This window comes from Clostridia bacterium (assembly GCA_024653205.1).
In the GTDB taxonomy this organism is placed as follows: domain Bacteria; phylum Bacillota; class DSM-521; order Neomoorellales; family SLTJ01; genus JANLFO01.
This window is the reverse complement of the sequence record JANLFO010000022.1, coordinates 1-22,820: the sequence shown is the minus strand read 5'-3', so window position 1 is coordinate 22,820 and position 22,820 is coordinate 1. Positions and strand designations below refer to the sequence as shown.

The 22,820-nt window shown below is 66.0% G+C and carries 21 protein-coding genes, 1 pseudogene and 2 riboswitches; of the genes and pseudogenes, 21 read left to right on the top strand and 1 reads right to left on the bottom strand.

Annotated features, from left to right (window positions below; all coding sequences use genetic code 11):
- Positions 1–5: 5 nt before the first annotated feature.
- On the bottom strand, positions 6–782 hold the full coding sequence (locus tag NUV99_10195; protein ID MCR4420467.1) for a response regulator transcription factor: 777 nt from the start codon (positions 780–782) through the stop codon (positions 6–8).
- A gap of 433 nt (positions 783–1,215) precedes the next feature.
- On the opposite strand from NUV99_10195, the gene NUV99_10190 reads away from it, so the two are divergent.
- The 21 genes and pseudogenes from NUV99_10190 to NUV99_10090 all read left to right on the top strand — a co-directional run bounded on the left by NUV99_10190 (position 1,216) and on the right by NUV99_10090 (position 22,294).
- On the top strand, positions 1,216–1,596 hold the full coding sequence (locus NUV99_10190) for a hypothetical protein (protein MCR4420466.1): 381 nt from the start codon (positions 1,216–1,218) through the stop codon (positions 1,594–1,596).
- A 13-nt stretch (positions 1,597–1,609) separates the two neighbouring features.
- Positions 1,610–1,900 carry a hypothetical protein gene (locus NUV99_10185; GenBank protein MCR4420465.1) on the top strand — a complete coding sequence of 97 codons (291 nt, stop codon included), beginning with the start codon at positions 1,610–1,612 and terminating at the stop codon, positions 1,898–1,900.
- Between the two features lie 302 nt (positions 1,901–2,202).
- Positions 2,203–2,380, top strand: a riboswitch (cobalamin riboswitch).
- A gap of 106 nt (positions 2,381–2,486) precedes the next feature.
- Positions 2,487–4,145, top strand: a complete 1,659-nt coding sequence (gene cbiD, locus NUV99_10180; protein ID MCR4420464.1) for a cobalt-precorrin-5B (C(1))-methyltransferase CbiD — start codon at positions 2,487–2,489, stop codon at positions 4,143–4,145.
- A 4-nt stretch (positions 4,146–4,149) separates the two neighbouring features.
- Positions 4,150–4,800, top strand: coding sequence for a precorrin-6y C5,15-methyltransferase (decarboxylating) subunit CbiE (cbiE, locus tag NUV99_10175; protein MCR4420463.1), 651 nt, complete (start codon positions 4,150–4,152; stop codon positions 4,798–4,800).
- A complete protein-coding gene (gene cbiT, locus NUV99_10170) occupies positions 4,793–5,407 on the top strand; it encodes a precorrin-6Y C5,15-methyltransferase (decarboxylating) subunit CbiT (GenBank protein ID MCR4420462.1) in 615 nt (204 codons plus the stop codon). Before cbiE ends, cbiT begins: the two co-directional genes overlap by 8 nt.
- The gene (cobI, locus tag NUV99_10165; GenBank protein ID MCR4420461.1) at positions 5,397–6,113 is read left to right on the top strand and encodes a precorrin-2 C(20)-methyltransferase; all 717 of its coding nucleotides are present in this window, start codon (positions 5,397–5,399) and stop codon (positions 6,111–6,113) included. The genes cbiT and cobI overlap by 11 nt, the downstream gene beginning before the upstream one ends.
- Complete coding sequence (cobM, locus tag NUV99_10160; GenBank protein ID MCR4420460.1) at positions 6,110–6,889, top strand: precorrin-4 C(11)-methyltransferase; 780 nt, start codon at positions 6,110–6,112, stop codon at positions 6,887–6,889. The genes cobI and cobM overlap by 4 nt, the downstream gene beginning before the upstream one ends.
- On the top strand, positions 6,858–7,928 hold the full coding sequence (locus NUV99_10155) for a cobalt-precorrin 5A hydrolase (protein ID MCR4420459.1): 1,071 nt from the start codon (positions 6,858–6,860) through the stop codon (positions 7,926–7,928). Before cobM ends, NUV99_10155 begins: the two co-directional genes overlap by 32 nt.
- A gap of 5 nt (positions 7,929–7,933) precedes the next feature.
- Positions 7,934–8,644 (top strand): precorrin-3B C(17)-methyltransferase, encoded by a 711-nt coding sequence (cobJ, locus tag NUV99_10150; GenBank protein MCR4420458.1) that lies wholly within the window; start codon positions 7,934–7,936, stop codon positions 8,642–8,644.
- Complete coding sequence (gene cobK, locus NUV99_10145; protein MCR4420457.1) at positions 8,641–9,408, top strand: precorrin-6A reductase; 768 nt, start codon at positions 8,641–8,643, stop codon at positions 9,406–9,408. The genes cobJ and cobK overlap by 4 nt, the downstream gene beginning before the upstream one ends.
- A gap of 11 nt (positions 9,409–9,419) precedes the next feature.
- Positions 9,420–9,776 carry a CbiX/SirB N-terminal domain-containing protein gene (locus NUV99_10140; GenBank protein ID MCR4420456.1) on the top strand — a complete coding sequence of 119 codons (357 nt, stop codon included), beginning with the start codon at positions 9,420–9,422 and terminating at the stop codon, positions 9,774–9,776.
- Positions 9,773–10,405 (top strand): precorrin-8X methylmutase, encoded by a 633-nt coding sequence (locus tag NUV99_10135; GenBank protein MCR4420455.1) that lies wholly within the window; start codon positions 9,773–9,775, stop codon positions 10,403–10,405. Before NUV99_10140 ends, NUV99_10135 begins: the two co-directional genes overlap by 4 nt.
- 74 nt (positions 10,406–10,479) lie before the next feature.
- Positions 10,480–10,644: riboswitch (cobalamin riboswitch) on the top strand.
- Between the two features lie 56 nt (positions 10,645–10,700).
- Entirely contained in the window at positions 10,701–14,369 is a 3,669-nt protein-coding gene (locus NUV99_10130; GenBank protein MCR4420454.1) for a cobaltochelatase subunit CobN, read from the top strand.
- Positions 14,370–14,385: 16 nt separating this feature from the next.
- Positions 14,386–16,494, top strand: coding sequence for a putative cobaltochelatase (locus NUV99_10125; protein MCR4420453.1), 2,109 nt, complete (start codon positions 14,386–14,388; stop codon positions 16,492–16,494).
- The gene (locus NUV99_10120) at positions 16,437–17,498 is read left to right on the top strand and encodes an ATP-binding protein (GenBank protein MCR4420452.1); all 1,062 of its coding nucleotides are present in this window, start codon (positions 16,437–16,439) and stop codon (positions 17,496–17,498) included. Before NUV99_10125 ends, NUV99_10120 begins: the two co-directional genes overlap by 58 nt.
- A gap of 68 nt (positions 17,499–17,566) precedes the next feature.
- Positions 17,567–18,406 (top strand): ABC transporter ATP-binding protein, encoded by an 840-nt coding sequence (locus tag NUV99_10115; GenBank protein MCR4420451.1) that lies wholly within the window; start codon positions 17,567–17,569, stop codon positions 18,404–18,406.
- Positions 18,399–19,145, top strand: a complete 747-nt coding sequence (locus NUV99_10110; protein MCR4420450.1) for an ABC transporter permease — start codon at positions 18,399–18,401, stop codon at positions 19,143–19,145. The genes NUV99_10115 and NUV99_10110 overlap by 8 nt, the downstream gene beginning before the upstream one ends.
- Positions 19,146–19,250: 105 nt before the next feature.
- Positions 19,251–20,375 carry an ABC transporter substrate-binding protein gene (locus tag NUV99_10105; GenBank protein ID MCR4420449.1) on the top strand — a complete coding sequence of 375 codons (1,125 nt, stop codon included), beginning with the start codon at positions 19,251–19,253 and terminating at the stop codon, positions 20,373–20,375.
- Positions 20,376–20,390: 15 nt separating this feature from the next.
- Complete coding sequence (locus NUV99_10100) at positions 20,391–21,422, top strand: iron ABC transporter permease (GenBank protein MCR4420448.1); 1,032 nt, start codon at positions 20,391–20,393, stop codon at positions 21,420–21,422.
- A complete protein-coding gene (locus NUV99_10095; protein ID MCR4420447.1) occupies positions 21,419–21,679 on the top strand; it encodes a hypothetical protein in 261 nt (86 codons plus the stop codon). The genes NUV99_10100 and NUV99_10095 overlap by 4 nt, the downstream gene beginning before the upstream one ends.
- Positions 21,680–22,294, top strand: a pseudogene (locus NUV99_10090) (adenosylcobinamide amidohydrolase).
- The last annotated feature ends 526 nt before the right edge of the window (positions 22,295–22,820 follow it).

The following is a 22,820-nucleotide window of genomic DNA, read 5'->3' as shown; positions in this document are numbered from 1 at the left end:
CGCTTCTATTCCTGCGCGTTCAGGTGTGCCTGGGCGGACGCCAGGAGGGCAGCAGGATCGGAGCCGTGGTCGGGATACACCGCCAGCCCGAACTGCCATTTGGCCTCCGGCTCCAAGTCTCCCAGCCACTTCTCCAGCTTGTTCCTGACCACTTCTGCTCCACCGGCCGGAGTTAGGGGTAGAACCACGCCCAGGTGGCCGACATCCAGGGCCACCACGCTATCGATGTCGCGCAGTCGGCGACGAAGGTGGGCTTCCAGGTCCGAGGTGGTACGGTTTCCCCATCCCAGTCGGCGAGCCACCAGAAGAGAGAACACTCCTTTCGCTCGGGAGGCGCGGTTGATTTCCAGACGGAGAACTCCCAGCAGGCTTCCCTGCGGTCCGGAAGGGGTACTGCAGCCGGGTCCGATCAGTTTCTCAACCCGTCGAAGCAGTTCCTGAGGGGTGAAGGGTTTGATCAGGTATTCTACGGCTCCGAGATTCAATGCCTGCTTCACTACCGGTGGTGAGGCACTCGCGGTCAGGACCATGACCGGGGTATATCTGGATTTGGGGCGGCTCTTTAGCTCCTGCAACACCGCCAAACCGTCCATTCCCGGCAGCAAAATGTCCAGGACTACCAGGTCAAACGGCTCCGGTGAGGCCGCGGCCGTGGTCAGAGCCTCTTCGCCGCTGGCCGCCTCTTCCACCTGGTAACCGTGTTCCTGCAGCGTGTGTCGTACCGAGAAACGGGTCACCGCCGTATCCTCCACTACCAGTATCCGCTTGAAACCCCCGGTCACCTCTGATCCCTCCTTTCTCGGCTGGTTCAGTGAGTTCTCTTCTTTGTCTGGCTCCGGTTCTCCTGCCATTTACTTGTTGACTACCGGCAAACGGGGCTGATGCAGCTGGGCAGCACGCGGCCCCTGGTCCGGGTACGCACCGCAATCTGACGGGTCAAGCTGCCGACGGCAAGCAGGAATGGCCGACACGGCGTCGAATATCCAAAAAAGGACGGTCCGGTATAGAGGAATACCGGCAGACGAGATAAACAGAATTGGACTGAACAGGCCACGGAGGCTTGGTTTCTCGGATGCGGAAGATCCGAGACCCAGTTTTCCGGGCTTTTTTGTTCGGGCGCAGGCCGGGGAGGTGGTGCAGATAGTCTAGGTTCTCACGCCCGTGTCCGGCCGCCGTATCAAGGGCGGATCATTCTCAAGATGGAGGGTTAGAGAGATGGCCTGCTTTCTGGTACCGATGGGCGAGGCAATCGTAACCACCGTAGTGCAGAAGGTGGTGGAGAAGAAGGAGAGAGGAGCCCAGGGAGGCACTTCACCCGCAGGCCTGACCTGGGGCCGCAAGTTGGGCTGGCTCAACCGGCTCCTGTGGGGTGGGGTGCTCCTGCTGGCGTTCGAGCACTGGTGGCACGGTGAAATCGTTCCCTGGCCGCCTTTTCTGACGGCAATGGCTAACCCTGCCGATGTGGGCCCGATGTTCTACGAAATGGCCACGATCGGCACGGGGATGGCCGTACTGGTCACGGTTGTGTGGCTGGTAATGGTAGTTATCGCCGAAAGGAAGGCCGCTTCTGCCGTCAGGCTTGGAACCGACGCCTGAGGGGTGACGAAGCATGTTCTTTGTAATCACCGCATTGGCAGCGGTAATCGTAACCATCGCGTGGTATGTTAACGCCCCGAAAGACACTTACAGGCTCAGCCTTCTCGGCTTCATATTCTGGGGAGCGACGCTCATGTGGCTGGTCGATCACGTGATGGCCTATCTCATGGAAGGCGGGGAGTTCTTCGAGGTTACCCCGGACGCCGCACTGCTGGGAGCCAACGTGGTTCTCCTGGGTCTTGTGGTTTGGCTGATTGTGCTGCTGGTAACCGACCCCAAGGGGGTATTCCGCAGGCTAAGCTGACGGATTCCCACTTTTTGGAGGGGAGTGCTGGTTTTGCCCGAGTACCTAAAGCGTGCCGGGTACCGAACTCGGTGAGAGCGAGCGCGGAGGCAGGCCGGAGGCCACGGATGGCCGAAGCCGCGCCGGCGCCACGGACGGCGCCTAAGCGGGGAGCTGGCCGGAGCGCGAAGCTCGAACCCTAGTTCGGTCGGCTAAGCGACCGGTACGAGGGGCAAACCAGCACTGACCTGAGACAAACCAGGGATAACTCAGTAGGCTAAGGGCTTGATGGCCAGGGTCTAAGCAGTTATAATTAGCAAAAAATAAAACGTGAGCGGCTGGGTGCCGAGCGGGTTTAATAGGGAATCAGGTGAAAAGCCTGAGCGGTCGCGCCACTGTAACCGGGGAGCCGTCTCCGAAAACCACTGGAAGTATTCCGGGAAGGGGAGAACCGGCGGTGATCTGGGAGCCAGGAGACCTGCCCAGCCGTAGGCCTCATGGTCCTCGCGGTTAGGGATACGGGCCGTAGTACGTAGTACGGATGTGTCACTTCCCGAGCCTCGGCCAGAGGCCAGGGAAGTTTTTGTTTACTGGAGGATCAGTGGCGGTGCCCGGAGGCCTGGTGCTGGTAACCGGAGGAGCGGGCAGCGGCAAGAGACGTTTTGCCGAGAACCTGGCTGCTGCCCGTGGCAGACGGGTGATTCATATAGTCGCCGCCGCGGCCGGAGACGGAGAAATGCGGAGAGCGACTGGGCGCCAGCGTCAGGGCCCACTTCAGGAGTGGGAAACGGTGGAGGAGCCCCTGCACCTCGCCCGGGCGATAGAAGATCGAGATGGCCCTGACCGGGTGTTGCTGATCGATGGCCTGGGAATGTACATGGGCAATCTGCTCGAAGCCTACGCTGCCTCTCCGCCGGAGCTGACCTCGGAATCCCTTCACCTTCAAGGGGCAGAGCGAATGGCGGGGGCCATCGAAAATCTGGTGCGGGTCACTTCTAGAGCCCGGGCGGAGGTCATCGTGGTGAGTACCGAAGTGGGGTGCGGAACGGAACCGGTTTTCCCTCTGGGCCGCGCTTACCGCCAGTGGCTGGGCTGGGCAAACCAGCGCCTGGCCCTCGTGGCTCGGGAAGTGTACCTGGTGGTGTGCGGGCTGCCCCTGGAACTGAAGTCCCGAGCCGGTGGGCCGCCCCTCCGCCGGGGCTTTACCACCGGCACCTGCGCTGCCGTGGCGGCCAAGGCCGCAACGCGGGCCATCTTCTCGGGCCGGGAAGTGCCGGAGGAGGAAGTCGGCCTTCCGGACGGAAGTCGTGTTCGGCTGCCGGTGCGGGTGTATCGGGAGGAGGGCCGGGCCCGGGCGGTGGTGGTAAAGGACGCGGGCGACGATCCCGACGTTACCCACGGCGCCGAGGTGGTGGCGGTGGCCGAGCCGCAGGTGACAGCCGGGGTGGTGCTGGAAGCGGGGGCGGGCATCGGTCGGGTGACCAGACCGGGCCTGCCTGTCCCGGTGGGTGAGCCGGCCATCAACCCCGTACCCCGGAAGATGATTCTAAACTCGGTGGAGGAGGTGCTGCCGCCGGGCGCCGGGGTGAAGATTACTCTATCCATTCCCCAAGGAGAGAAACTGGCCCGGCGGACCATGAATCCCCGCCTGGGAATCGTGGGCGGTCTTTCGGTTCTGGGAACCACCGGGCGCGTGCGGCCCATGTCTCGGGAGGCCATGCTTACCGCCTTGAGACTGCAGGTAGAGGTATCTGTAGCCCAAGGGTTCGACACCCTGGTACTGGTTCCCGGAGCCAAAGGGCGGCAGAGCGCCGGGCAGCACGGGCTTCCCGAGGCGGTGGTAGTGGAAACCGGAAATTTCTTGGGCGAACTCTTGGAAACCTGCGCCAAGAGATCGGTGCGCCGGGTGCTTCTCTGGGGGCACGCCGGCAAACTGGTCAAGTTGGCCGGCGGCAGCTTCTACACCCACAGCCGGGCGGCGGACGCCCGCCGGGAAATCATCGGCGCCTGGGCGGCGGCGGAAGGTGCCTCCCGGGAAACGGTGCGGCGCCTGCTTTCCGTGGCCACCATGGAGGAGGCCCAGACGGTGCTGGAGGCCGAGGGCATGAGCCGGGTGTGGTCGGTGCTGGCCGAACGGGCCAGCGAGCAGGCTCGATCTCTGGTGCGGGGAAAACTGGAAGTGGGTACGGTATTGCTGGACCGCCAGGGAAGAATCTTGGGCCGTGACCGAGAGGCCGTAGCCCTGATGCAGGAACTGAGGGGGTAACGGTTTGGAAACACAAACCAAGGCGGTCTGGAGGGTGGTAGGTACCGGGCCCGGCAGGCGGGAATACCTCACCCCGGCGGCGGTGGAGGCGGTAGAGGCGGCGGAGGCGGTGGCAGGTCCTCCCGGTGCTCTGGCGCTTTTCCGGCTGGCGGGAAAAGAGGTGTACCGGCTGGATGCCAACCTCTCTCGTTTGGCCCAATGGCTCCGCTTGCGGCTGGACCGGGCGGTGGCGGTGCTGGTCTCGGGGGACCCAGGGTTTTACAGCCTCCTGAACTGGCTGCGGCGCGAGTTTCCGGACCAGAGGTTGGAGGTAGTCCCGGGCATAAGCTCGGTGCAGGTGGCGTTTGCCCGCCTGGCCTCCTGCTGGCACGATGCGGTATTTGTCAGCCTCCACGGCCGGAGCTGGGAGGAGCTAGAACCGCACCTCCCCCTCCTGCGGGAACCGGCGGGGCGCAAGCTGGTAGTGCTTACCGGCGGCCGGATGACCCCGGCGGAACTGGCCCGTTACCTCCTGCGCCAGGGGGTAAAGGGCCGGGTATGGGTAGGAGCAGATTTGGGCCGTCCGGAAGAGCGGTGTCTGGAAGCCGATCTTGAGACCCTGGCGGCGAAAAACGACTTCCCGTCGGCTGCGGTGGTGGTGCTCGGTCATGCCTGAAGTATGCTGGCCCTACCTGACTCCGGGTATTCCGGAGGATCGATTCCTGCTTGGCGAGGTTCCCGTGACCCGATTGGAGGTGCGGGTGGTATGGCTGGCCCTTACCCGGCTGGCGCCCGGCCAGGTAGTCTGGGACGTGGGCGCGGGTACCGGTTCGGTGAGCGTAGAGGCGGCACGGCTCGTGGCTCCCGGCCCGGTTTGGGCCGTAGAGCGGGATCCACGGGCGGCCTCGCTGGTACGGGCCAACGCCGCTCGGTTCGGAACGGATAACCTGCGCGTGGTAGAGGGAGAGGCTCCCGAGGCCCTGGCGGGCCTGCCGGCTCCAGACCGGGTACTGGTGGGCGGCAGCGGCGGACGTTTGGAGGAGATCCTGAGCCTCTGCGCCGGAGGGTTGCGGCGGGAAGGCATTTTGGTGGCCAGTGCCGTTACCTGGGAGACTATGGCAACGCTGATGGCTTTTTTTGACCGAAAGCCCGGCTGGGAAGTGGAAGCCGTGTGTCTGAATGTGGCGCGTCTCGCTCCCCTGGGAGGCTCGCGGGCGTGGAAGGCGCAGAACCCGGTGTACCTCGTGCGTGCGGCCAGAAAGGGCGAGGACCTTGGCGGGTAAGCTCTTCGGCCTGGGAGTAGGTCCGGGGGATCCGGAGCTCATCACCGTGCGGGGACGCCAAGTGCTGGCCTCGGTACCGGTGGTGGCGGTCCCGATCTCCCGACCGGGCGAGGAAAGCCTGGCCCTTAAGGCGGCGCGGCCGTGGCTGTCCGAGAAGCAGGAGATCGTGAAGCTGCTGTTGCCCATGCTCCGGACCGAAGCGGAACTGGAGGCGGCCTGGAACCGGGCCACGGGCGAGTTGCTGGAACGGCTGGGCCGGGGATTGGACGTGGCCTTCCTGACTCTGGGGGATGCCGGTCTTTACAGTACCTACGGGTACCTGTTGCCACGGCTGCAGCGGGCGGCCCCGGACCTGGAGGTGGAAACCGTGCCTGGCGTTCCCTCTTTTTGCGCTGCGGCCGCCCGGTTGGGCCTTTCTCTGGCCCAGGGTACGGAGCCGCTGGCGATACTACCCTCGGCCGAGGATGGCGAGGAATTGCGGCGCCTCTTACGGGCCTTTCCCAATCTGGTGCTCATGAAGGTGCACCGGCGCTATGCGGAGATCTTGCGGGTTCTGGAGGAGGAAGGAAGGCTGGAAGACGCGGTGCTGGCCAGCCGCTGCGGCTGGTCGGAGGAAAGGCTGGTCCGGGACCTGAAAGGGGCTGAGGCGGCCGTAGAGCCGGACTACCTGTCGCTAATCATCGTCAAAGGAGAGACACGGCGGTGAAGGTTTACTTTGTAGGCGCGGGCCCCGGAGACCCGGAACTGATTACCGTGCGGGGAATGCGGTTGCTGAAGCAGGCGGAGGTTGTGGTTTATGCCGGATCTCTGGTGAACCCGGCCGTTCTGACCTACGCTCCCCGGGCGGCCTGCTACGACAGCGCCGGCATGACCCTGGAGGAGATAGTAGAGCTGATGGTGCGGGAAGCGAGTGCCGGGAAAATGGTAGTGCGCCTGCACAGCGGGGATCCCACCCTTTACGGGGCCCTGCAGGAGCAGATTCTGGCCCTGGAGAAGCGGGGGGTGGACTACGAAATTGTCCCCGGGGTAAGCTCCTTTACCGCCGCCGCGGCCGCGCTTGGAGCGGAGCTGACTCAGCCGGGAGTGAGCCAGACGGTAATCCTCACCCGGCTACCCGGACGCACACCGGTTCCGGCGCGAGAGGAGTTGGAGGCTTTGGCCAACCACCGCGCCAGCCTCTGCCTTTTCCTGAGTGCCAGCCGGCTGGAGACGGCGGCCGAGGCCTTGCACCGAGGCTACGGGCAAGAGGTCCCGGCGGCGCTGGTGTACCGGGCCTCATGGCCGCAACAGCGGGTTCTGAGCGGAGAGTTGGAGGAAGTGGTGGCCGGGGCCCGAGCGGCGGGCCTGGACCGTAGTGCCCTCTTGCTGGTGGGGCCGTTTCTGCGGCGCCAAGGCGGACGTTCGTTACTATACCATCCCGGTTTTACTCACGGTTATCGGAGGAGAAGCAATGTCCGAAATAGCGGTAGTGGCCTTGACTAAACGGGGAGGAGAACTGGCGGAAAGGATCGGGGCCGGGCTTGGGAAAAAGGCGCAGGTGTATCTTCCTTGGTCCGAGTGGCCTCACTCAAACCCAGGTAAGCGCGCGGGCAAAGGCGCCTTGACCGCCTTTCTGGGCGAGCTCTTCACCACCCGGCAAGCGTTGGTGTTGGTCATGGCCACCGGCATTGCCGTCCGGTGCCTTGCTCCGCACTTGCGGGACAAGCGTTGCGATCCCGCGGTGGTAGTGGTTGGTGAGGACGGACGATATGTAATCAGTTTGCTTTCGGGGCATTTGGGCGGTGCAAACGATCTGGCGCGGGAGGTCGCCCGCCTGATCGGCGGTCAGGCGGTCATCACCACGGCCGGCGACCTTGGGGGCCTGCCGGCGCTGGACGTGGTGGCGCGAGACCTGGGGCTGGTGCCGGCGCCGGAACGGCGCCTGGCACGGGTGGCGGCCCGGCTGGCAGATGGTGCCCGGGTAGGTTTCTGGGCCGAGCCCTCCCTGGTATCCGTCTTGGAAGACCGTCTGGGCCGGGGCCGGGTGCGGCCGCTGGAGGAGTTTGAGGGGCCGGAGGGGTGGGAGGGAGGAGTGCTGGTGACCGACCGGCGCCTCCCCGATTTCGGTCCCAACTGGATGTTTTGGCGACCGCGCACGGTAGTGGTGGGCGTGGGTTGTCGTCGCGGGGTTTCCGCCCGGACCGTGCTGGCCGCTGTGGGCCGTGCACTCAGGTTCGCAGGCGTCAGCCGCCGCAGCCTGCTGGCTCTGGCCACGGTGGACCTTAAGGCGGAGGAGCCGGGGCTGGTGTCTGCCGTGGCACGGCTCCGGTGCCCGCTACTGGTGTTTGGCCGCAGAGAGGTAGCCCGGATGCTGAGTGAGGATGGCCAGTTGGCCCGTTCCGCGCGGGTGCAGGCCAGAATAGGAGTGGGAGGGGTTTGCGAGCCGTGTGCCAGGCTGGGAGCCGGGGGCGGAAGCCTGATCTGGCCCAAGACCGCCTACCGGGGAGTGACGGTGGCCGTGGCCCGGGCCGGCTGGCGGTAGTGGGAGTGGGCCCGGGTTCGGAGCGTCACCTCACACCTGCGGCCCGCCAGGCCCTGGAAGAAGCCGAGGTGATTGTGGGTTACCGCACCTACCTGGGGTTCCTGGGGCCTTATCTTGCCGGTCGGGAAGTAGTGGCCACCGGTATGACCGAGGAGGTGGCCCGCTGCCGGGAAGCCATTCGCCGGGCAGAAGCCGGTCGGCGGGTGGCCCTGGTGTGCGGCGGGGATCCGGGGGTGTACGGTCTGGCCTCTCTGGTGCTGGAGCTGCTCGCCGCCCGGGAGGGACCCGAGCTACCGGTAGAGATTGTGCCCGGCATGACCGCCGCCCTGGCGGCGGCAGCCGTTCTGGGCGCCCCCTTGGGGCACGACTTTGCCGTGATCAGCCTGAGCGATCGGCTAACCCCCTGGGAGGTGATCGAAAAGCGGCTGCGCCTGGCGGCGAAGGCCGATCTGGTGCTGGCCCTGTACAACCCCCGTAGTCACGGCCGACAGGAGCAGCTCGTGCGCGCTCGGCAGATTCTTCTGGAGTACCGGCAGCCTCAGACCCCGGTAGGGGTGGTGCAGAACGCGGCTCGTTGCGGGGAACGGTGGTGGGTTTCCGATTTGGAGGGGTTCATCAACCTGCCAATCGATATGGCGACCACGGTAATCGTGGGCAGCCGCCAGACCCGGGTTCTGGGGGGACGTATGGTCACGCCCCGGGGGTACCGGCTATGATCCTGGTACTCGCCGGGACCACCGAGGCCCGGGAGGTGATCCGCGCCCTCGCCGACCGGGGGCTGGAGGTAGCGGCTACCGCGGTGACCGAGTACGGCGCCGTTCTGGCAAGGGCCGCCGGTGCCTCCCGGGTGCGGGTGGGCCCCCTGGGCGAGGCCGACTTGCACCGGCTGGTGGAGGAGCTTAACCCCCGGGCGGTGGTAGATGCTACCCACCCCTTTGCCGTGAAGATCCGGGAACTGGCCCGCTCGGTGTGCCGCGCCTACGGTCTGCCCCTATTCCGCTATCTCCGCCCCACGTGTCCTCTGCCGGAGCACCCGCTGGTCACCGTGGCGGGAAACGCCGCCGAGGCGGCGGAGGCGGCGGCCGCAGGCAGTACGGTCTTCCTGGCCGTGGGTACCCGGCTTCTGGGTGAGATACTCGGCCACCCGGCCTTGAAGGGAAAACGGCTGGTGGTGCGCATCCTGCCCGATCCGCGCTCGCTGGAGCACTGTTTGGCCCTGGGGATCGGTCCCAGGGACATCGTGGCTGCCCAAGGCCCGTTCTCGGTAGAACTCAACCGGGCGATGCTACGGCACTTTGGGGCGCAGGTACTGGTTACCAAGGAGAGCGGTCGGCCGGGGGGGCTGGAGGAAAAGCTGGCCGCCGCGCTGTCGGAGGGGATCCGGGCGGTGGTAATCCGTCGGCCACGGGAAGAAGAAGGAGAGGACGTAGCCGCGATCCTAAAGGCCTGCGTACGGCTGAGCGGAGGTGAAAGCCCCTGAGACAAGGAATTGTGCTCCTGGGGCACGGCAGCCGCCGGGAGGAGGCCAACCGAGGAGTAGGGGAGCTGGCCGCCCAGGTGGAACGCCGTTTTCCTCAGAGGGTGGTAGAGGTGGGGTATCTGGCGCACGGTCGGCCCACCCTGGCCGAAGCGGTAGCTGCCGCCCTCAGGCGGGGCGCGCAGGAGGTGGTGGTAGTACCGCTGTTTCTTTATGACGGTGTGCATGTGCGGAAGGATATTCCTGAGCAGCTTGAGGAGTTGCGCCAGGAGTACCCGGGTTTGCCACTGCGGTGCACGGCCAGCCTGGGAAGCGACCCGCGCATCACCGAGATAGTTCTGGACCGGATTCGGGAGGTGGGCGAGGGTTGACCTTTCTGGCGGAACCGACGGCCATCGAGGCTCGGAGCCTGGCAACGGTGGCCAGAGCCCTGGAAGAAGAAGATCGCCCTCGGGAGGAAAAACAGGTGCTGGCCCGGATGCTTCACGCTTCCGGGGATCTCGGACTGAAAGAGGTCTTCGACTGTCATCCGGATTTTGTGGCCCGGGCACTGGCAGGCCTTCGGACCGGGGCCAACGTGGTGGTGGACGTGAAGATGGTGGCGGCAGGGATAGATAGGCGGCGCTTACGCCAGTTGGGTGGGCGGGTGCACTGCGCCATCGCCCGGGCGGAGGTAGTCGCCCGGGCGCGGGCTCAAGGCCTCACCCGGGCCATGGCGGCCATGGATTATCTGGCACCCTTGATGCAGGGCGGCCTGGTGGCGATCGGCAACGCTCCTACCGCGCTGTTCCGGCTCCTGCAACTCTGGCAGGAGGGCCGGGCCAGGCCGGCCGCAGTGGTGGGAACCCCGGTGGGCTTTGTGGGAGCGGCCGAGGCCAAGGAGGCACTGCGGGAGAGCGGTATCCCCTACCTCACCGTCCGTGGAAGCCGGGGTGGCAGCACCGTGGCTGCCGCGGCGGTAAACGCCCTGCTCCGCCTGGCGGTCGGGAAAGCTGACTGAATACCCTGTGGGGGACGAAACCGGCAAAGGGAGGGTGGTGGTGTAACGGAAGGGGCATAGCAGCTCAACTCTGGGTAAGACCTGCCGGGGCAGGTGTTAGGGAAGCCGGTGCAAATCCGGCGCGGTCCCGCCACTGTGAGGGGGAGGGCCTTTACCGCAGGCCACTGGGGAAACCCGGGAAGGCGTAGAGCGCCCGACGAACCCGAGCCAGGAGACCTGCCTGCCCGCGGAGGCGTTGGCTTCCCACGCGGATGGGAAGGGTCCTTTTTTCTTTCCCGACCGTGGGGTCGGGTTTTTGATTCTGGGAAAGGGGCGGGTAAGGGTGGAGAGGCCGGTCAGGTTCTTGTTGCTCAGCACCATCGAGAGCACCGGGGAACTCTCGGCGGCGCTGGCCGACATTCATTCTCAATACGGTCCCCTGCTTACCGTTCAGAAGCTCTGCCTCTCCGACTGGGAGCGGGGCCGGCTCCGCCGGGAAGAGGTAGAGGCCGCGGTTTCCGCCGCCGACCTGATCCTGGTGGCCATCATGGGGCAGACCGAACTGACCGACTACCTGGTTCGGCTCCTGCCCCGAAGCTCGGCTCAGATAGTGGTGCTGGTGGGCGCCAGCCGCGATCTGCTTGCCCTAACCCGCCTGGGAAACTTTTCCGGCGCGGACCTGCCCCGGCGCGAGGGACGCTTCGACCTGGAGACATACCTGAAGGCCCGCAAGTTCATGGACATGACGCGGAGGCTGGGTACCGTGCTTCCGGTGGGGAAGCTCCGGCACATGCGCAACTGGCTTGTGGCGTGCGAGTACTACGCCGAAGGGGGAAGGGAGAACCTCCGCCACCTGCTCCTGTTCCTGCTGCGCGAGTACTTCGGCGCCCGGGTAAAGGTAGAGCCGCCGCGCAAGAGGCCGGATTACGGCCTGTGGTGGCCGGAAGACAGGTGCTTTACGGACCGTAAGTCTTTTCAGGAGGCCGTAGGGTGGGAGGCGGATAAGCCCACGGTGGGCATCCTCTTCTACGCCGGGGCGCACCAGGCGGAATGTTTGCCGGTGGTCCGGGCCCTGATTGAAGCCCTGCGGGGCGAGGTCAACCTCCTTCCCGTGTTCTCCCGCGTGGAGCACAACCTTACCGCGCTGCGCTCCCTTTTCTTCGAGGCCGGACGACCGGCGGTGAACCTGGTGGTCAACCTCCAGTACTTCTGCCTGCACGGCGGCCCTTACGGCGGCCCTCCCGAGCCCACGCACCAGCTCCTCTCCGAGCTGGGCGTTCCGGTGCTGATCGGGTTCCGGTCCTACACCACGGAGACAGGGGAGTGGTGGCAGGGGATGCGGCTTAGCCCCCTGGAGACCACCCTGGGGGTGGTGCTGCCCGAGTTGGACGGGGGCATTGACCCGGTCTACGTCGGCGGCCTGGCCACGACTCTCGGGAAGGGGTACCTGGAAGGTGAGGGCAAGGAGGCGCAGGCTCTGCCGGAAGGGATAGAGCGGCTATGTGGACGGGGGCGCCGGTGGCTGGCCCTGAGGCGGCTGCCCAACGCGGAGAAGCGGCTGGCGCTGATCCTGTACGACTATCCTCCGGGAGAGGCCCGCTTGGGAAACGCCGGATACCTTGACGCCCTGGGAAGCTTGCGAGTGTTTCTTGAAAAACTGGCTGCCGCCGGGTATGGGGTGGAAGTGCCGGAAGGTGATCTGGCCGAATTCCTGATCCCGCGTGGGGTGGTGAACGGGCCGGAGTGGCCCGCTCCGGAGCCGGAGCTTTGTGTGCCCGTCGAGGTCTACCAAAGCTGGTACCAGGAACTGCCGGCCGACCTACGGGCGGAAGTCGAGAAGCACTGGGGGAAGCCGCCGGGCACGGTGATGGTGCGGCAGGACAGACTGCTCCTGCCCGGGGTGGTGCTGGGCAACATTTTCCTGGGCGTGCAGCCCTCGCGAGGGGTGCACGAAACCCCGGATAAGCTCTACCACGACCGGGACCTGCCTCCGCACCACCAGTACCTGGCCTTCTACTGGTGGCTGGCTAAAGAGTTCGGGGCGCACGCTCTCGTCCACTGGGGAACCCACGGTACTCTGGAGTTCACCCCCGGGCGGGAAGGCCCGGTATCGCGGCGCTGTTTCCCGGATATCCTGGTGGGCGATCTGCCCCACGTGTATTACTACTGGGTGGGCAATCCCTCCGAGGCCACGCTGGCCAAGCGCAGGAGCTACGCCGTTACCGTCTCCCACGCCTCACCGCCCCTGGTTCCTTCCGGCCTCTACGGCGACTACCTGGAACTGGAGGATCTGCTGGGCGAGTGGCGCCGGGCGCCCGAGCAGGAGCGCCGCCAACTCGAGGAGCGCCTGGCGGCGCGGGCGAAGGACCTCTCCCTCCCCGTCCGGACACCGGAGGAACTGGAACTCTACCTGTACCGGCTGAAGCGCCGGCTCATCCCCCGGGGGCTGCACGTGCTGGACCGGCAGCTTGAAGGTGAGGATCTGGCCGAGTACCTGGTTGGCCTGGTGCGCTTTGACCGGGAAGTGCCCTCGCTGCTCCGGGTGCTGGCCGGTCGGAGAGGGTGGAACTACGAGGAGTGCCTGGGCCGTCCCGAGCGGCTAAGGACGCTGGAGGAAGAGGCCGGATGGGCGGTGCGGCGCTGGCTGGCCGGGGAAGAGGAGGCCCTGCCGCCGGATACTGCCCGGTACCTGGCCCGGGTGCGGGAAAACCTCGGCCGCTCCCGTGAAAGCGAAGGCCTGCTCACCGCGCTCGCCGGTCGCTACCTTCTTCCCAACCTGGGCGGGGACCCCTTGCGCTCCCCGGAGGTCTTTCCCGTGGGGCGCAACATGTACGAGTTCGATCCCCGGCTTATACCGACGGTAACCGCCCGGCGCCGGGGCGAGGAAACCGTAGCTGCGGTGCTGGAGCGCTTCCGGGCCGCCCACGGCCGCTATCCGGAGAGTGTGGGCCTGGTGCTGTGGGGGTTTGAGACCCTGAGCACCGGCGGGGAGACGATCGCTCAGATCCTGGCCTACTTGGGGGTGCGCCTGGTGCGCAAGGGCAACCCCTGGTTCAAGGACCTGGAACTCGTTCCCCTGACAGAATTGGGACGGCCGCGCATCGACGTGCTGGTTACCATCTGCGGCATCTTCCGGGATCTGCTGGGTCCACAGGTCGAGCTGATCAACCGGGCGGTGGAGCTGGCGGCCGAGGCGCCGGAGCCGGAGGAAATGAACTACGTGCGCCTGCACAGCCAAAAGGCCCGGGCAGAGCACGGGGCGCTCAGCCGGGCCCGGATCTTCGGCCCCCGCGAGGGGGAGTACGCTACCGCGGTGCGGGCCCTGGTGGAAAGCGGAGCCTGGCAGGACGAGGAGGAGTTGGTGGAAGCCTACGAGAGATCCTTGGCCTACTGCCACTACCGGGGCCGGATCGCGGAGAACCGGAAGCTCTTTGACGCCCTTGCCGCAACCGTGGAAGTGGTTTCCCAGGTGAGGCACAGCGCGGAGTACGAGTTCGCCGATCTGGACCACTACTACGAGTTCTTCGGCGGCCTTTCCGGGGCCGTGGCCCGGCACCGCGGAGCCAGACCCCGGCAGTGGGTGGTGGACACCAGCGAAGAACTCCCGGAGGTGGCCGAGGCGGGCCTGGCCGTAGACCGGGCAGTGAGGGCCCGCCTGTTCAACCCCCGCTGGCTCGAGGGTATGCTGGCCCATCCCTTTCACGGCGGCCAGAAGGTGGCCGACCGGGTGCAGTACCTGGTGGGCCTGGCGGCCACCACCGGCCAGGTGGGGGAATGGGTGTTCCGTGAGGCGCTTCACCGCCTAATCCTGGATCCGGGAGTGCGCCGCCGGCTGGCTGAGAATAATCGCTTTGCCACCTTGGAGCTGGCCCGGCGCCTGGCCGAAGCCGAGCGCCGAGGGTACTTCAGCCTCACGGCCCAAGAGCGCGCCGCCTTTGCGGAGGCAGTGTTGGATCTGGAGGCGGTCGTTGAAGAAAGCACCTGAAACCGGAGGCGGACTCATGGGTTGGCTCTATCCGTTCAGCGCCATTCTGGGGCAGGAAGAAATGAAACTGGCCCTTATCCTGAACGTCATCAACCCCAGGGTCGGCGGGGTGCTGATCCGGGGCGAGAAGGGCACGGCCAAATCCACCGCGGTGCGGGCTCTGGCGCGCCTTCTGCCCGAAATCGAGGTGGTGGCCGGCTGCCCCTGCAACTGTGACCCCGGGGCCGGGGAGCGGCTCTGCCCTCTTTGCCGGGAGCGGCAGGCGAGGGGGGAGAAGCTGGAGGCCCGCCGGCGGCCGGTGCCGGTGGTGGAGCTGCCGGTTTCGGCCACCGAGGACCGGGTGGTAGGAAGCCTGGATTTCCAGCCCGCCCTGCGCTACGGCCAGAGGCGGCTGGCGTGTGGTCTTTTGGCCCAGGCCAACCGCGGGATTCTCTACGTCGACGAGGTGAATCTGCTGGACGACCACCTGGTAGACCTGGTATTGGATGCCGCCGCCTCGGGCGTGAATGTGGTCGAGCGGGAAGGGGTGTCGGCGGTGCACCCGGCGCGGTTTGCCCTGGTGGGCACCATGAACCCGGAGGAAGGGGAGCTCAGACCCCAACTGCTGGACCGCTTCGGTCTGTGCGTGGCGGTGGAGGGATTGCCCGACCCCGCGGCGCGGGTGGAGCTGCTACGGCGGCGGGAAGCTTTTGACGCCGACCCCGGGGGATTTGCGGCCATCTGGGCGCCGTGGGAAGAGGATCTGCGTGGTCGCCTGGCCCGGGCGCGGGCCGCTCTGGGGACGGTGGCGCTGCCGGCCGAGGTGCTGACGTCGGCGGCGTTTCTGGCCCGCGAAGCCGCCTGCGCCGGCCACCGGGCGGAGATTGTGCTGGTAGAGGCGGGCCGGGCTCTGGCTGCCTGGGAAGGGCGCGAGGCGGTACAGGTGGGCGACCTGGAGCGGGTGGCGGAGCTGGTGCTTCGGCACCGGCGCCGGGAGGCAATCTCCCCTGCGCCCCCTCGACCGGAGTCCGTCCCACCGCCACCGGAGCCGCCGGAGCGGTCGGAGGACAACCAGGGCGACGAGCCGCGTCAGGAACCGGGCGGCGGCCCCGAGGAACGCCCTCCTTCGGCCGGTCCTGGAGATATGGACCTGGACTCGTGCCCTGAGCCGGAGGACGGTTCCGGTCTACACGCCAGAGCCACGGCCGGGGAGCGGCGGTTTGCCGTGGGCCAGTCCTTCCCGGTCCGGCGGCTTGAGTTCGGCCGGGACCGCCGGCTGCGGAAGGGCTCGGGCCGGCGCTCCCGCACCCGCACTCCCACCCGCCTGGGCCGCTACGTGCGGGCAGTACCCGCCCGGGGCACGGGGGATGTGGCTTTGGACGCCACCTTGCGGGCCGCTGCCCCTTACCAGGCCCGCCGCGACCGGGCCGGGGTGGCGGTGGCGGTGGAGCCTGGCGACCTGCGGGAGAAGGTACGGGAGAAGCGGGTGGGAAACCTGCTCCTGTTCGTTGTGGACGCTAGCGGCTCCATGGGGGCGCAGCAGCGGATGGTGGCGGCCAAAGGGGCGGTTTTCTCCCTCCTGCTGGACGCCTATCAGAAGCGTGACCGGGTAGGCATGGTGGCCTTCCGGGGCGAGCGGGCAGAAGTGCTGCTGCCCCCCACCAACAGCGTGGAGCTGGCCCACCGTTGCCTGGCAGAGCTGCCCACCGGCGGCCGTACCCCCCTGGCGGCGGGGCTGTGGAAGGCTTACGAGCTTGCCACGGTCCACCTGACCAAGAACCCCAACCTTTCGCCCCTGCTGATAGTGATCACCGATGGTCGGGCCAACGTGGCCTTGGGGAAAGGCAAGCCCCTGCAGGAAGCCTGGAAGGTGGCCGAACTGGTCCGGCACGATGGGCGGGTGCAAAGCTTGGTGGTGGATGCCGAGGGCGACGGCTTCCTGAGCCTGGGGCTGGCCCAACGCCTGGCCGAGGAGTTGGGAGCGGCCTACTACCGGATCGAGGACCTGCGCTCCCAGACCCTGGCCGAGGCGGTGCGGGCGGCGGCCGAATCATTTCGGCCGGTTGTCCCAAAAGTAGAGAAGGAGAGATGCCCGTGCAACACGACCTTTTCCCTTTCACCGCTCTGGTGGGGCAGGAGGACATGAAGTTGGCGCTGCTGCTGAACGCCGTCTCCCCTAAGATCGGCGGGGTGCTGATCCGGGGGGAGAAGGGTACCGCAAAATCCACGGCGGTCCGGGCCCTGGCGCGGCTCTTGCCCGAGATCCGGGTTGTGGCCGATTGCCCCTTCCGCTGCGACCCGGACGACCTGGGCGGCATGTGCGCGCAATGCCGGGAGCGTGTGGAAGGCGGCGAAGAACTGCCGGTGGCCGTACAGCGGATGCGGGTGGTGGAACTGCCGGTTTCGGCCACCGAGGATAGGGTGGTCGGCACCCTGGACCTGGAGCAGGCTATCAGGAAGGGGGAGAAGCGCTTCGAGCCGGGGGTGCTGGCCGAGGCCAACCGCGGTATCCTTTACGTGGACGAGGTAAACCTGCTGGACGATCACGTTGTAGACGTGCTGCTGGACGCCGCTGCCATGGGGGTGAACACCGTGGAGCGCGAGGGCATCTCCTTCAGCCACCCGGCAAGCTTCATCCTGGTAGGTACTATGAACCCGGAGGAAGGGGAACTCCGGCCCCAGTTGCTGGACCGCTTCGGGCTGTGCGTGAGCGTGACCGGGGTGGACGACCCGGCCTTGCGGGCGGAGATCGTGAGGCGGCGTCTGGCCTTCGAGGAGGACCCGGCGGGCTTTGCCGGGGCCTGGGAGGAAGAAGAGGAGAAACTGCGCCGTCAGATCGAAGCCGCTCGGCATCTGTTGCCCAGGGTGCAGATACCGGAGGAAATGCTGCTCCTGATCGTGCGTACCGCGCTGGAGCTGGGAGTGGACGGCCACCGGGCGGACCTGGTGATGGTGAAGGCGGCCAGGGCCCACGCCGCCCTGGCGGGCCGTACGCAGGTGACCGAAGCGGACGTGGAGGCTACGGCGGGATTCGCTCTGGCCCACCGCCTGCGGCGCCGTCCCTTCGAGGAGGTGGCGCTGGACCGGGAGAAGCTGACCGGCATTTTGAGGGCCGCTCCAACGCCGGGTACGGGGTCAACCCTTCCCTAGCCTGAGGGATGGATAACTCAGTCCCCTAGCCTGGGCTGTGGCCGCTCCGGAAGGAGAGGAAGCGGGTTTTGATCGAGATTTGCGGGCTGTGCAAGTATTACGGCGAAATCAAGGCGGTGGAGGGGCTCGATCTAACCATCCGCCGGGGTGAGGTTTTCGGCCTCTTGGGGCCCAACGGCGCCGGCAAGACCACTACTGTGCGGGTGCTTACCACTCTGGCCCGCCCCACCAGGGGCAAGGTTTTTCTGGACGGCCGGGAACTGACCCGGGCCCGGCCGGAAGCAAAGCGCCAGCTCGGCGTGGTGCCGCAATACGTCAACCTGGATCAGGAGCTTACGGTATGGGAAAATATGGAGCTTCACGGACGCCTGTACGGCCTGGCCGGTCGGGAGAGGGAGAAACGGATAGGGGAACTGCTGGCCTTTGTGGAGCTGGCAGAGCGGAAAAACACTCTGGTGGAGCACCTCTCCGGGGGAATGAAACGCCGGCTAATGATCGCCCGGGCCCTTCTGCACCGGCCTCGGGTGCTGCTTCTGGACGAGCCTACCGTGGGCCTGGATCCCCAGGTACGGCGAAGGCTGTGGGACCTGATCCGGCGTCTCAACGCTCAGGGCCTCACCATCCTGCTGACCACCCACTATATAGAGGAGGCGGAGCAGCTCTGCCAGCGGGTAGGCATTCTCAACCGGGGCCGACTCATAGCGCTGGGTACCCCCAGGGAGCTCAAGGCCCGGGTAGCGCGGGTAGTGGTAGAGGTGACGGGCCCTAATTGCACCGAGTATCGAGCTTTCGAAAGCCGGGAGCAGGCCCTGGAGCATGTGGCGCGAACTGGCGGGAGAACAACCATTCGTGAGGGGAACCTGGAAGACGTGTTCGTGGAATTGACCGGCGATAAGGTGGGTGAATGAAGTGCGGGGTACGGGAGCAGTCCTGTGGCGCGACCTCTTGATGTTGCGCAAGAGATTCGGGCGCTATGTGGCCGCCCACCTGGTGGGTCCCCTGCTCTACCTCACCGCCTTCGGGTGGGGCCTGGGCAGGAATTTGGACTTCGGAGGCACGAGCTACCTCGACTTTGTGGTGCCGGGCATCCTGGCCCTCAGCGCCATGTCGGCCAGTTTCAACGCCACCAGCACCTCTCTGAACATCAGCCGCCTTTACCACCGTACCCTGGAAGAGTTTCTCCTGGCGCCCGTAGGGTTGGGACCGCTGGTGCTGGGTCACGTGCTGGGAGGCTTCATCCGGGGCGTACTTTCCAGCGCCCTGATCCTCCTGCTGGCCTTCCTCTTCGGTGCCCGGCTGCATTTCTTCAGCCCCTGGCTGCTGGCGTCCCTGTTCCTTACCTGCTTCCTGTTTGCCGCCCTGGGGGTGGCGGCGGCTATGCTGATCAACTCCCACGAAGACATGGGCCGGTTCTCCACTTTCGTCATCCTGCCCATGAGTTTCCTGTGCGGAACGTTTTTTCAGGTGGAAAAGTTCCCGCCTCCGGTGGCAGAGCTGGTTCAGGTTCTTCCCCTTACCCACTCCTCTCTGGCCCTGAGGGCCGCGGCCTTAGGAGGGGAATTTCCCGGATTCTCGCTGGCGGTGCTGGCTGCCTATGCCGGGGCATTCCTTGCCCTGGCAGCCTGGGCCACCTGGCGGATGGAGTGAGATCCGGTTTTCCTTTCATGCTCTAGGCCTGTAGCGAAGGTGCTGGGCGCTGTTCGAAGTAGCGCCGGCGTCTCGAGTCAGTTGCGATTGGGGAGGGAGCCAGGGATGCGAAGTCTAGGGGTACGGATATTATTGCTGGTGTTGCTGTTGGGACTGCTGGCGAGTGGGTGCGGCGCCGAGGAGCCTTCGGCCTCGGGCTTGTCTTCTTGCCCTAAATACGCCACCGGCTTTGGGCTGGAGTATTTGGCGGACGGTTGCCGGGTAGTTACTGATGGGGAGGCAAGGCAACTCCTCCTTGTTCCACGGGGCCATAAGGTGCCGGAGGCATACCGGCACCTGCCGGTGGTTCATACTCCGGTCCGACGGGTGGTGGTAGCTTCCACAACTACGGCGGCCCTCCTGCGGCCTCTCGAGGAACTCGAAAGCATCATTGCCGTAACCACAGACAGGGAGCACTGGTATATTCCGGAGGTCAGGATCGGGCTGGAGGAAGGTCGGATTAGGTTAGTAGGGAACGACATGGGCCCCCTCGACTACGAGGCAGTGCTCGAGCTTAATCCCGACCTGGTTTTCATCTACACCGGCTCGCCGGAAGACTTGCAGAAGCTGAAGAAGCTTGAGGAGCTGAAGATCCCGGTAGCCGTGGATAACAGCCACCGGGAGAACCATCCCCTGGGTCGGGTAGAGTGGGTAAAATTCCTGGCCGCCTTCTACGGGAAGGAGGATCGGGCAGAACAGTACTTCCAAAGGGTGGTAGAAAACACCGAAGCGGTCACCCGCGCGGTGGCCGGGGCAACCTCCCGGCCCAGGGTACTATGGGGTTTGATCTACCAGGGAGAGGTCTACGTTCCCGCCGGGGATTCCTATGTGGCCAAGATGATCGGAATGGCCGGGGGTGATTACCTGTTCAAGGACCTTGGGGGAACAGGCAGCGCCACTGTCAGCTTGGAGGAGTTCTATCGTCGGGGCCTCGAGGCCGAGGTATTTATTTCTTCCACCCTGCCCAATTACGGGACCACTTCCATTGCCAAGCTGGTAGAGCAAGAGAAAAGACTGGCCGACCTGCCGGTAATAAGGGCCGGTCGGGTCTGGTGCTTTCAGCCCTGGTACTACCAGTCGATTGATAAGGCCGACGAGATGTTCGCCGACCTGGCGGCCATCTTCCATCCCGATCTGTTCCGGGAGGTGGAGCTAAAGCACCACATGAAGCTCCCGGCTACCGACCGCTGAGAAGGGGTGCACGGTATGGCTAACGGGGGTCAGAAGACGGCAGTCTCCTGGAGGCGATGGGTCATTGTAGCCCTGGCCGGGTTGCTCCTGGTGTTTCTGGCTTTGAATCTGGCCCTGGGTTCGGTCAGGGTTCCCTGGCGTGAACTGGCTGCCGTCTTGGCCTCGCGCGGCGATGCCGGAGCCGCGGCCCGGATGCTTTGGGAGATCCGTTTTCCCCGGGCCCTGGCGGGCGCCTTCGGCGGGGCATCGCTGGCGGCCAGTGGGCTGTTGCTTCAGATTTTCTTCCGCAACCCCATCGTGGACCCGTTCATCCTGGGAATTTCTTCCGGCGCCACGCTGGCAGTAGGCGCGGTGCTCCTGGCCGGGGTGGTGGTGGGAAGAACCGCCGTATCCCCCTACCTGATGAATCTGGCCGCCCTGGCGGGTGCCGCCATGGTGCTGGTCCTGGTAGTGGCGGTGGCGGGTCGGGTCAGGAACGCGGTTACCCTGCTGCTGGTAGGGCTGATGATCGGCTACCTGTGCAGCGCCGGCAGCAGCATCCTCGTGGCGGTGGCCGAGAAGGAAAAGGTACACGCCTTCGTGCTCTGGACCCTGGGCAGTTTCTCCGGCTTTACCTGGGACGAGGTGACGATCGTGGCGCCGTGCGCCAGCGGGCTGATCGGTGGAGTCTATCTGTTGTGCAAGCCTCTCAATGCCCTGCTCATGGGCGAAGATTACGCCCGCAGCCTGGGAGTGAATCTGCGGGCGGTGCGGGTGGTACTGGTGCTCCTGGCCAGCAGCCTTGCGGCAATAGTGACCGCCTTTGCCGGCCCGGTGGGTTTCGTGGGTCTGGCCGCTCCGCATCTGGCCCGCCTGCTCTTGGGAACAGCTGACAACCGCCATCTCATTCCGGCCGCCACCCTGGTGGGCGGGGTGATTACCAGCGGTTGCGACCTGGTGGCCCGCTTGATTCTTTCGCCCGTGGAGCTGCCCCTGAGTGCGGTGACCGCTCTCTTTGGCGCCCCTCTGGTCATCAGTTTTCTCCGGCGAAGGAGGGTGGGGATGTGAGCCCCGTGTTGACGGCGCACCAACTCACTACCGGGTACGACCACCAAGCAGCTTTTCCCGTGGGTGCCGCCAACCGGCGTAACCCGGAGCTCGCTGCACGTCTGGTAAGCGAGGGAAGGAAGGTGTTCAGCTTGCGTTCTCGGGAGGAGGCCGAGGACCTCTGCGGAGGGGCGGTGGCCTCGCGACTGGTGTATTGCCGGTCGCGTGAGGTGGTTGGGGCGCTGAGGCACGAGCTGGCAGGAAGGAGGGCGGAGTAGATGAGGGAGTGGCAACTTCCGGGAGGGGAGAGGGCGCAGATCGGGGAAAAGGCCCTGGTGGTGCGTTTCCCCGGGCCCCGGCGCGTGCTTTCTTCCGCCCGGCTCAACGGAGGCTACCGGGAGGACCTTGACGCGGTCTTCAACTGCCACATTTCCGGCCACGAAGAGATCGAGGAGGTGGCAGGGGGAAGGGTGGCCGACTACCTCCGGATGGTCGCCCAACGGGCAGGAGTGGCGCCGGAACGGACGGCAGGCCTTCTCACCGCGGCGCGCATGGAGAATGCAGCCTTGCAGGTCATGGAATACCGGGAATTGGCGGTTACCGCCATCGTCACCGCCGGGGTGGATGTGAACGGCGGCCGGGCCGGCGATCCCGCGGGCTATTACGAGGTGGATGAGGAGTGGACTTCGGTGGGCACCGTGAATACCCTGCTGTTCATCCGTGGGAACCTGCCTCCCCACGCCCTGGTGCGCGCGGTGGTAACCGCCAGCGAAGCCAAGGCCGCCGCCCTGCAGGAACTGATGGCTCCGAGCCGCTACTCCTGCGGGGTAGCCACCGGCTCGGGAACCGATCAGATTGCCGTAGTGGCCGATCCCACCAGCCCCAGAACGTTTACCGATGCCGGCCAACACTCCAAGCTGGGCGAGCTGATCGGCCGGGCAGTCATCGCCGCCACCAAGGAGGCGCTGGAGAAGGAAACGGGGCTGGGCCCGGCGCGGCAGCTCGATCTGCTGGCCCGGCTGGATCGCTACCGGGTGGGGCCGGAGGTTTTCTGGCAGCAGGCCCGCGAGATGGGCTGGAGCGAAGGCAAAGAGACCTATCTTTCTCGTTTGCGGGAACTGGCGCGAGACCCCATGCTCGTGGCCCTGGCGGCGGCGGTTCTGCACCTTCTGGATGAGGCTGCCTGGGGCCTCCTGCCGTCGGAGGTGGCGGTAGTGGAGGCCCGGCGCTTTGTGGGGCGCCTGCTTTGTGGTGAGGCGAGACCGGGGGAAGAAGCGGGCGATACGCTACCCAGCGTCCTGGATTACCTGGTGTCGGGCGTAAACGGGCTGCTGGTGGGCAAGGCCCCCGGTTCCTGACGTATCCCCCACTTTCGAGTTAACTTGAGTTGACTGGCGGTACCGGGTGCTCGCCTGAGTA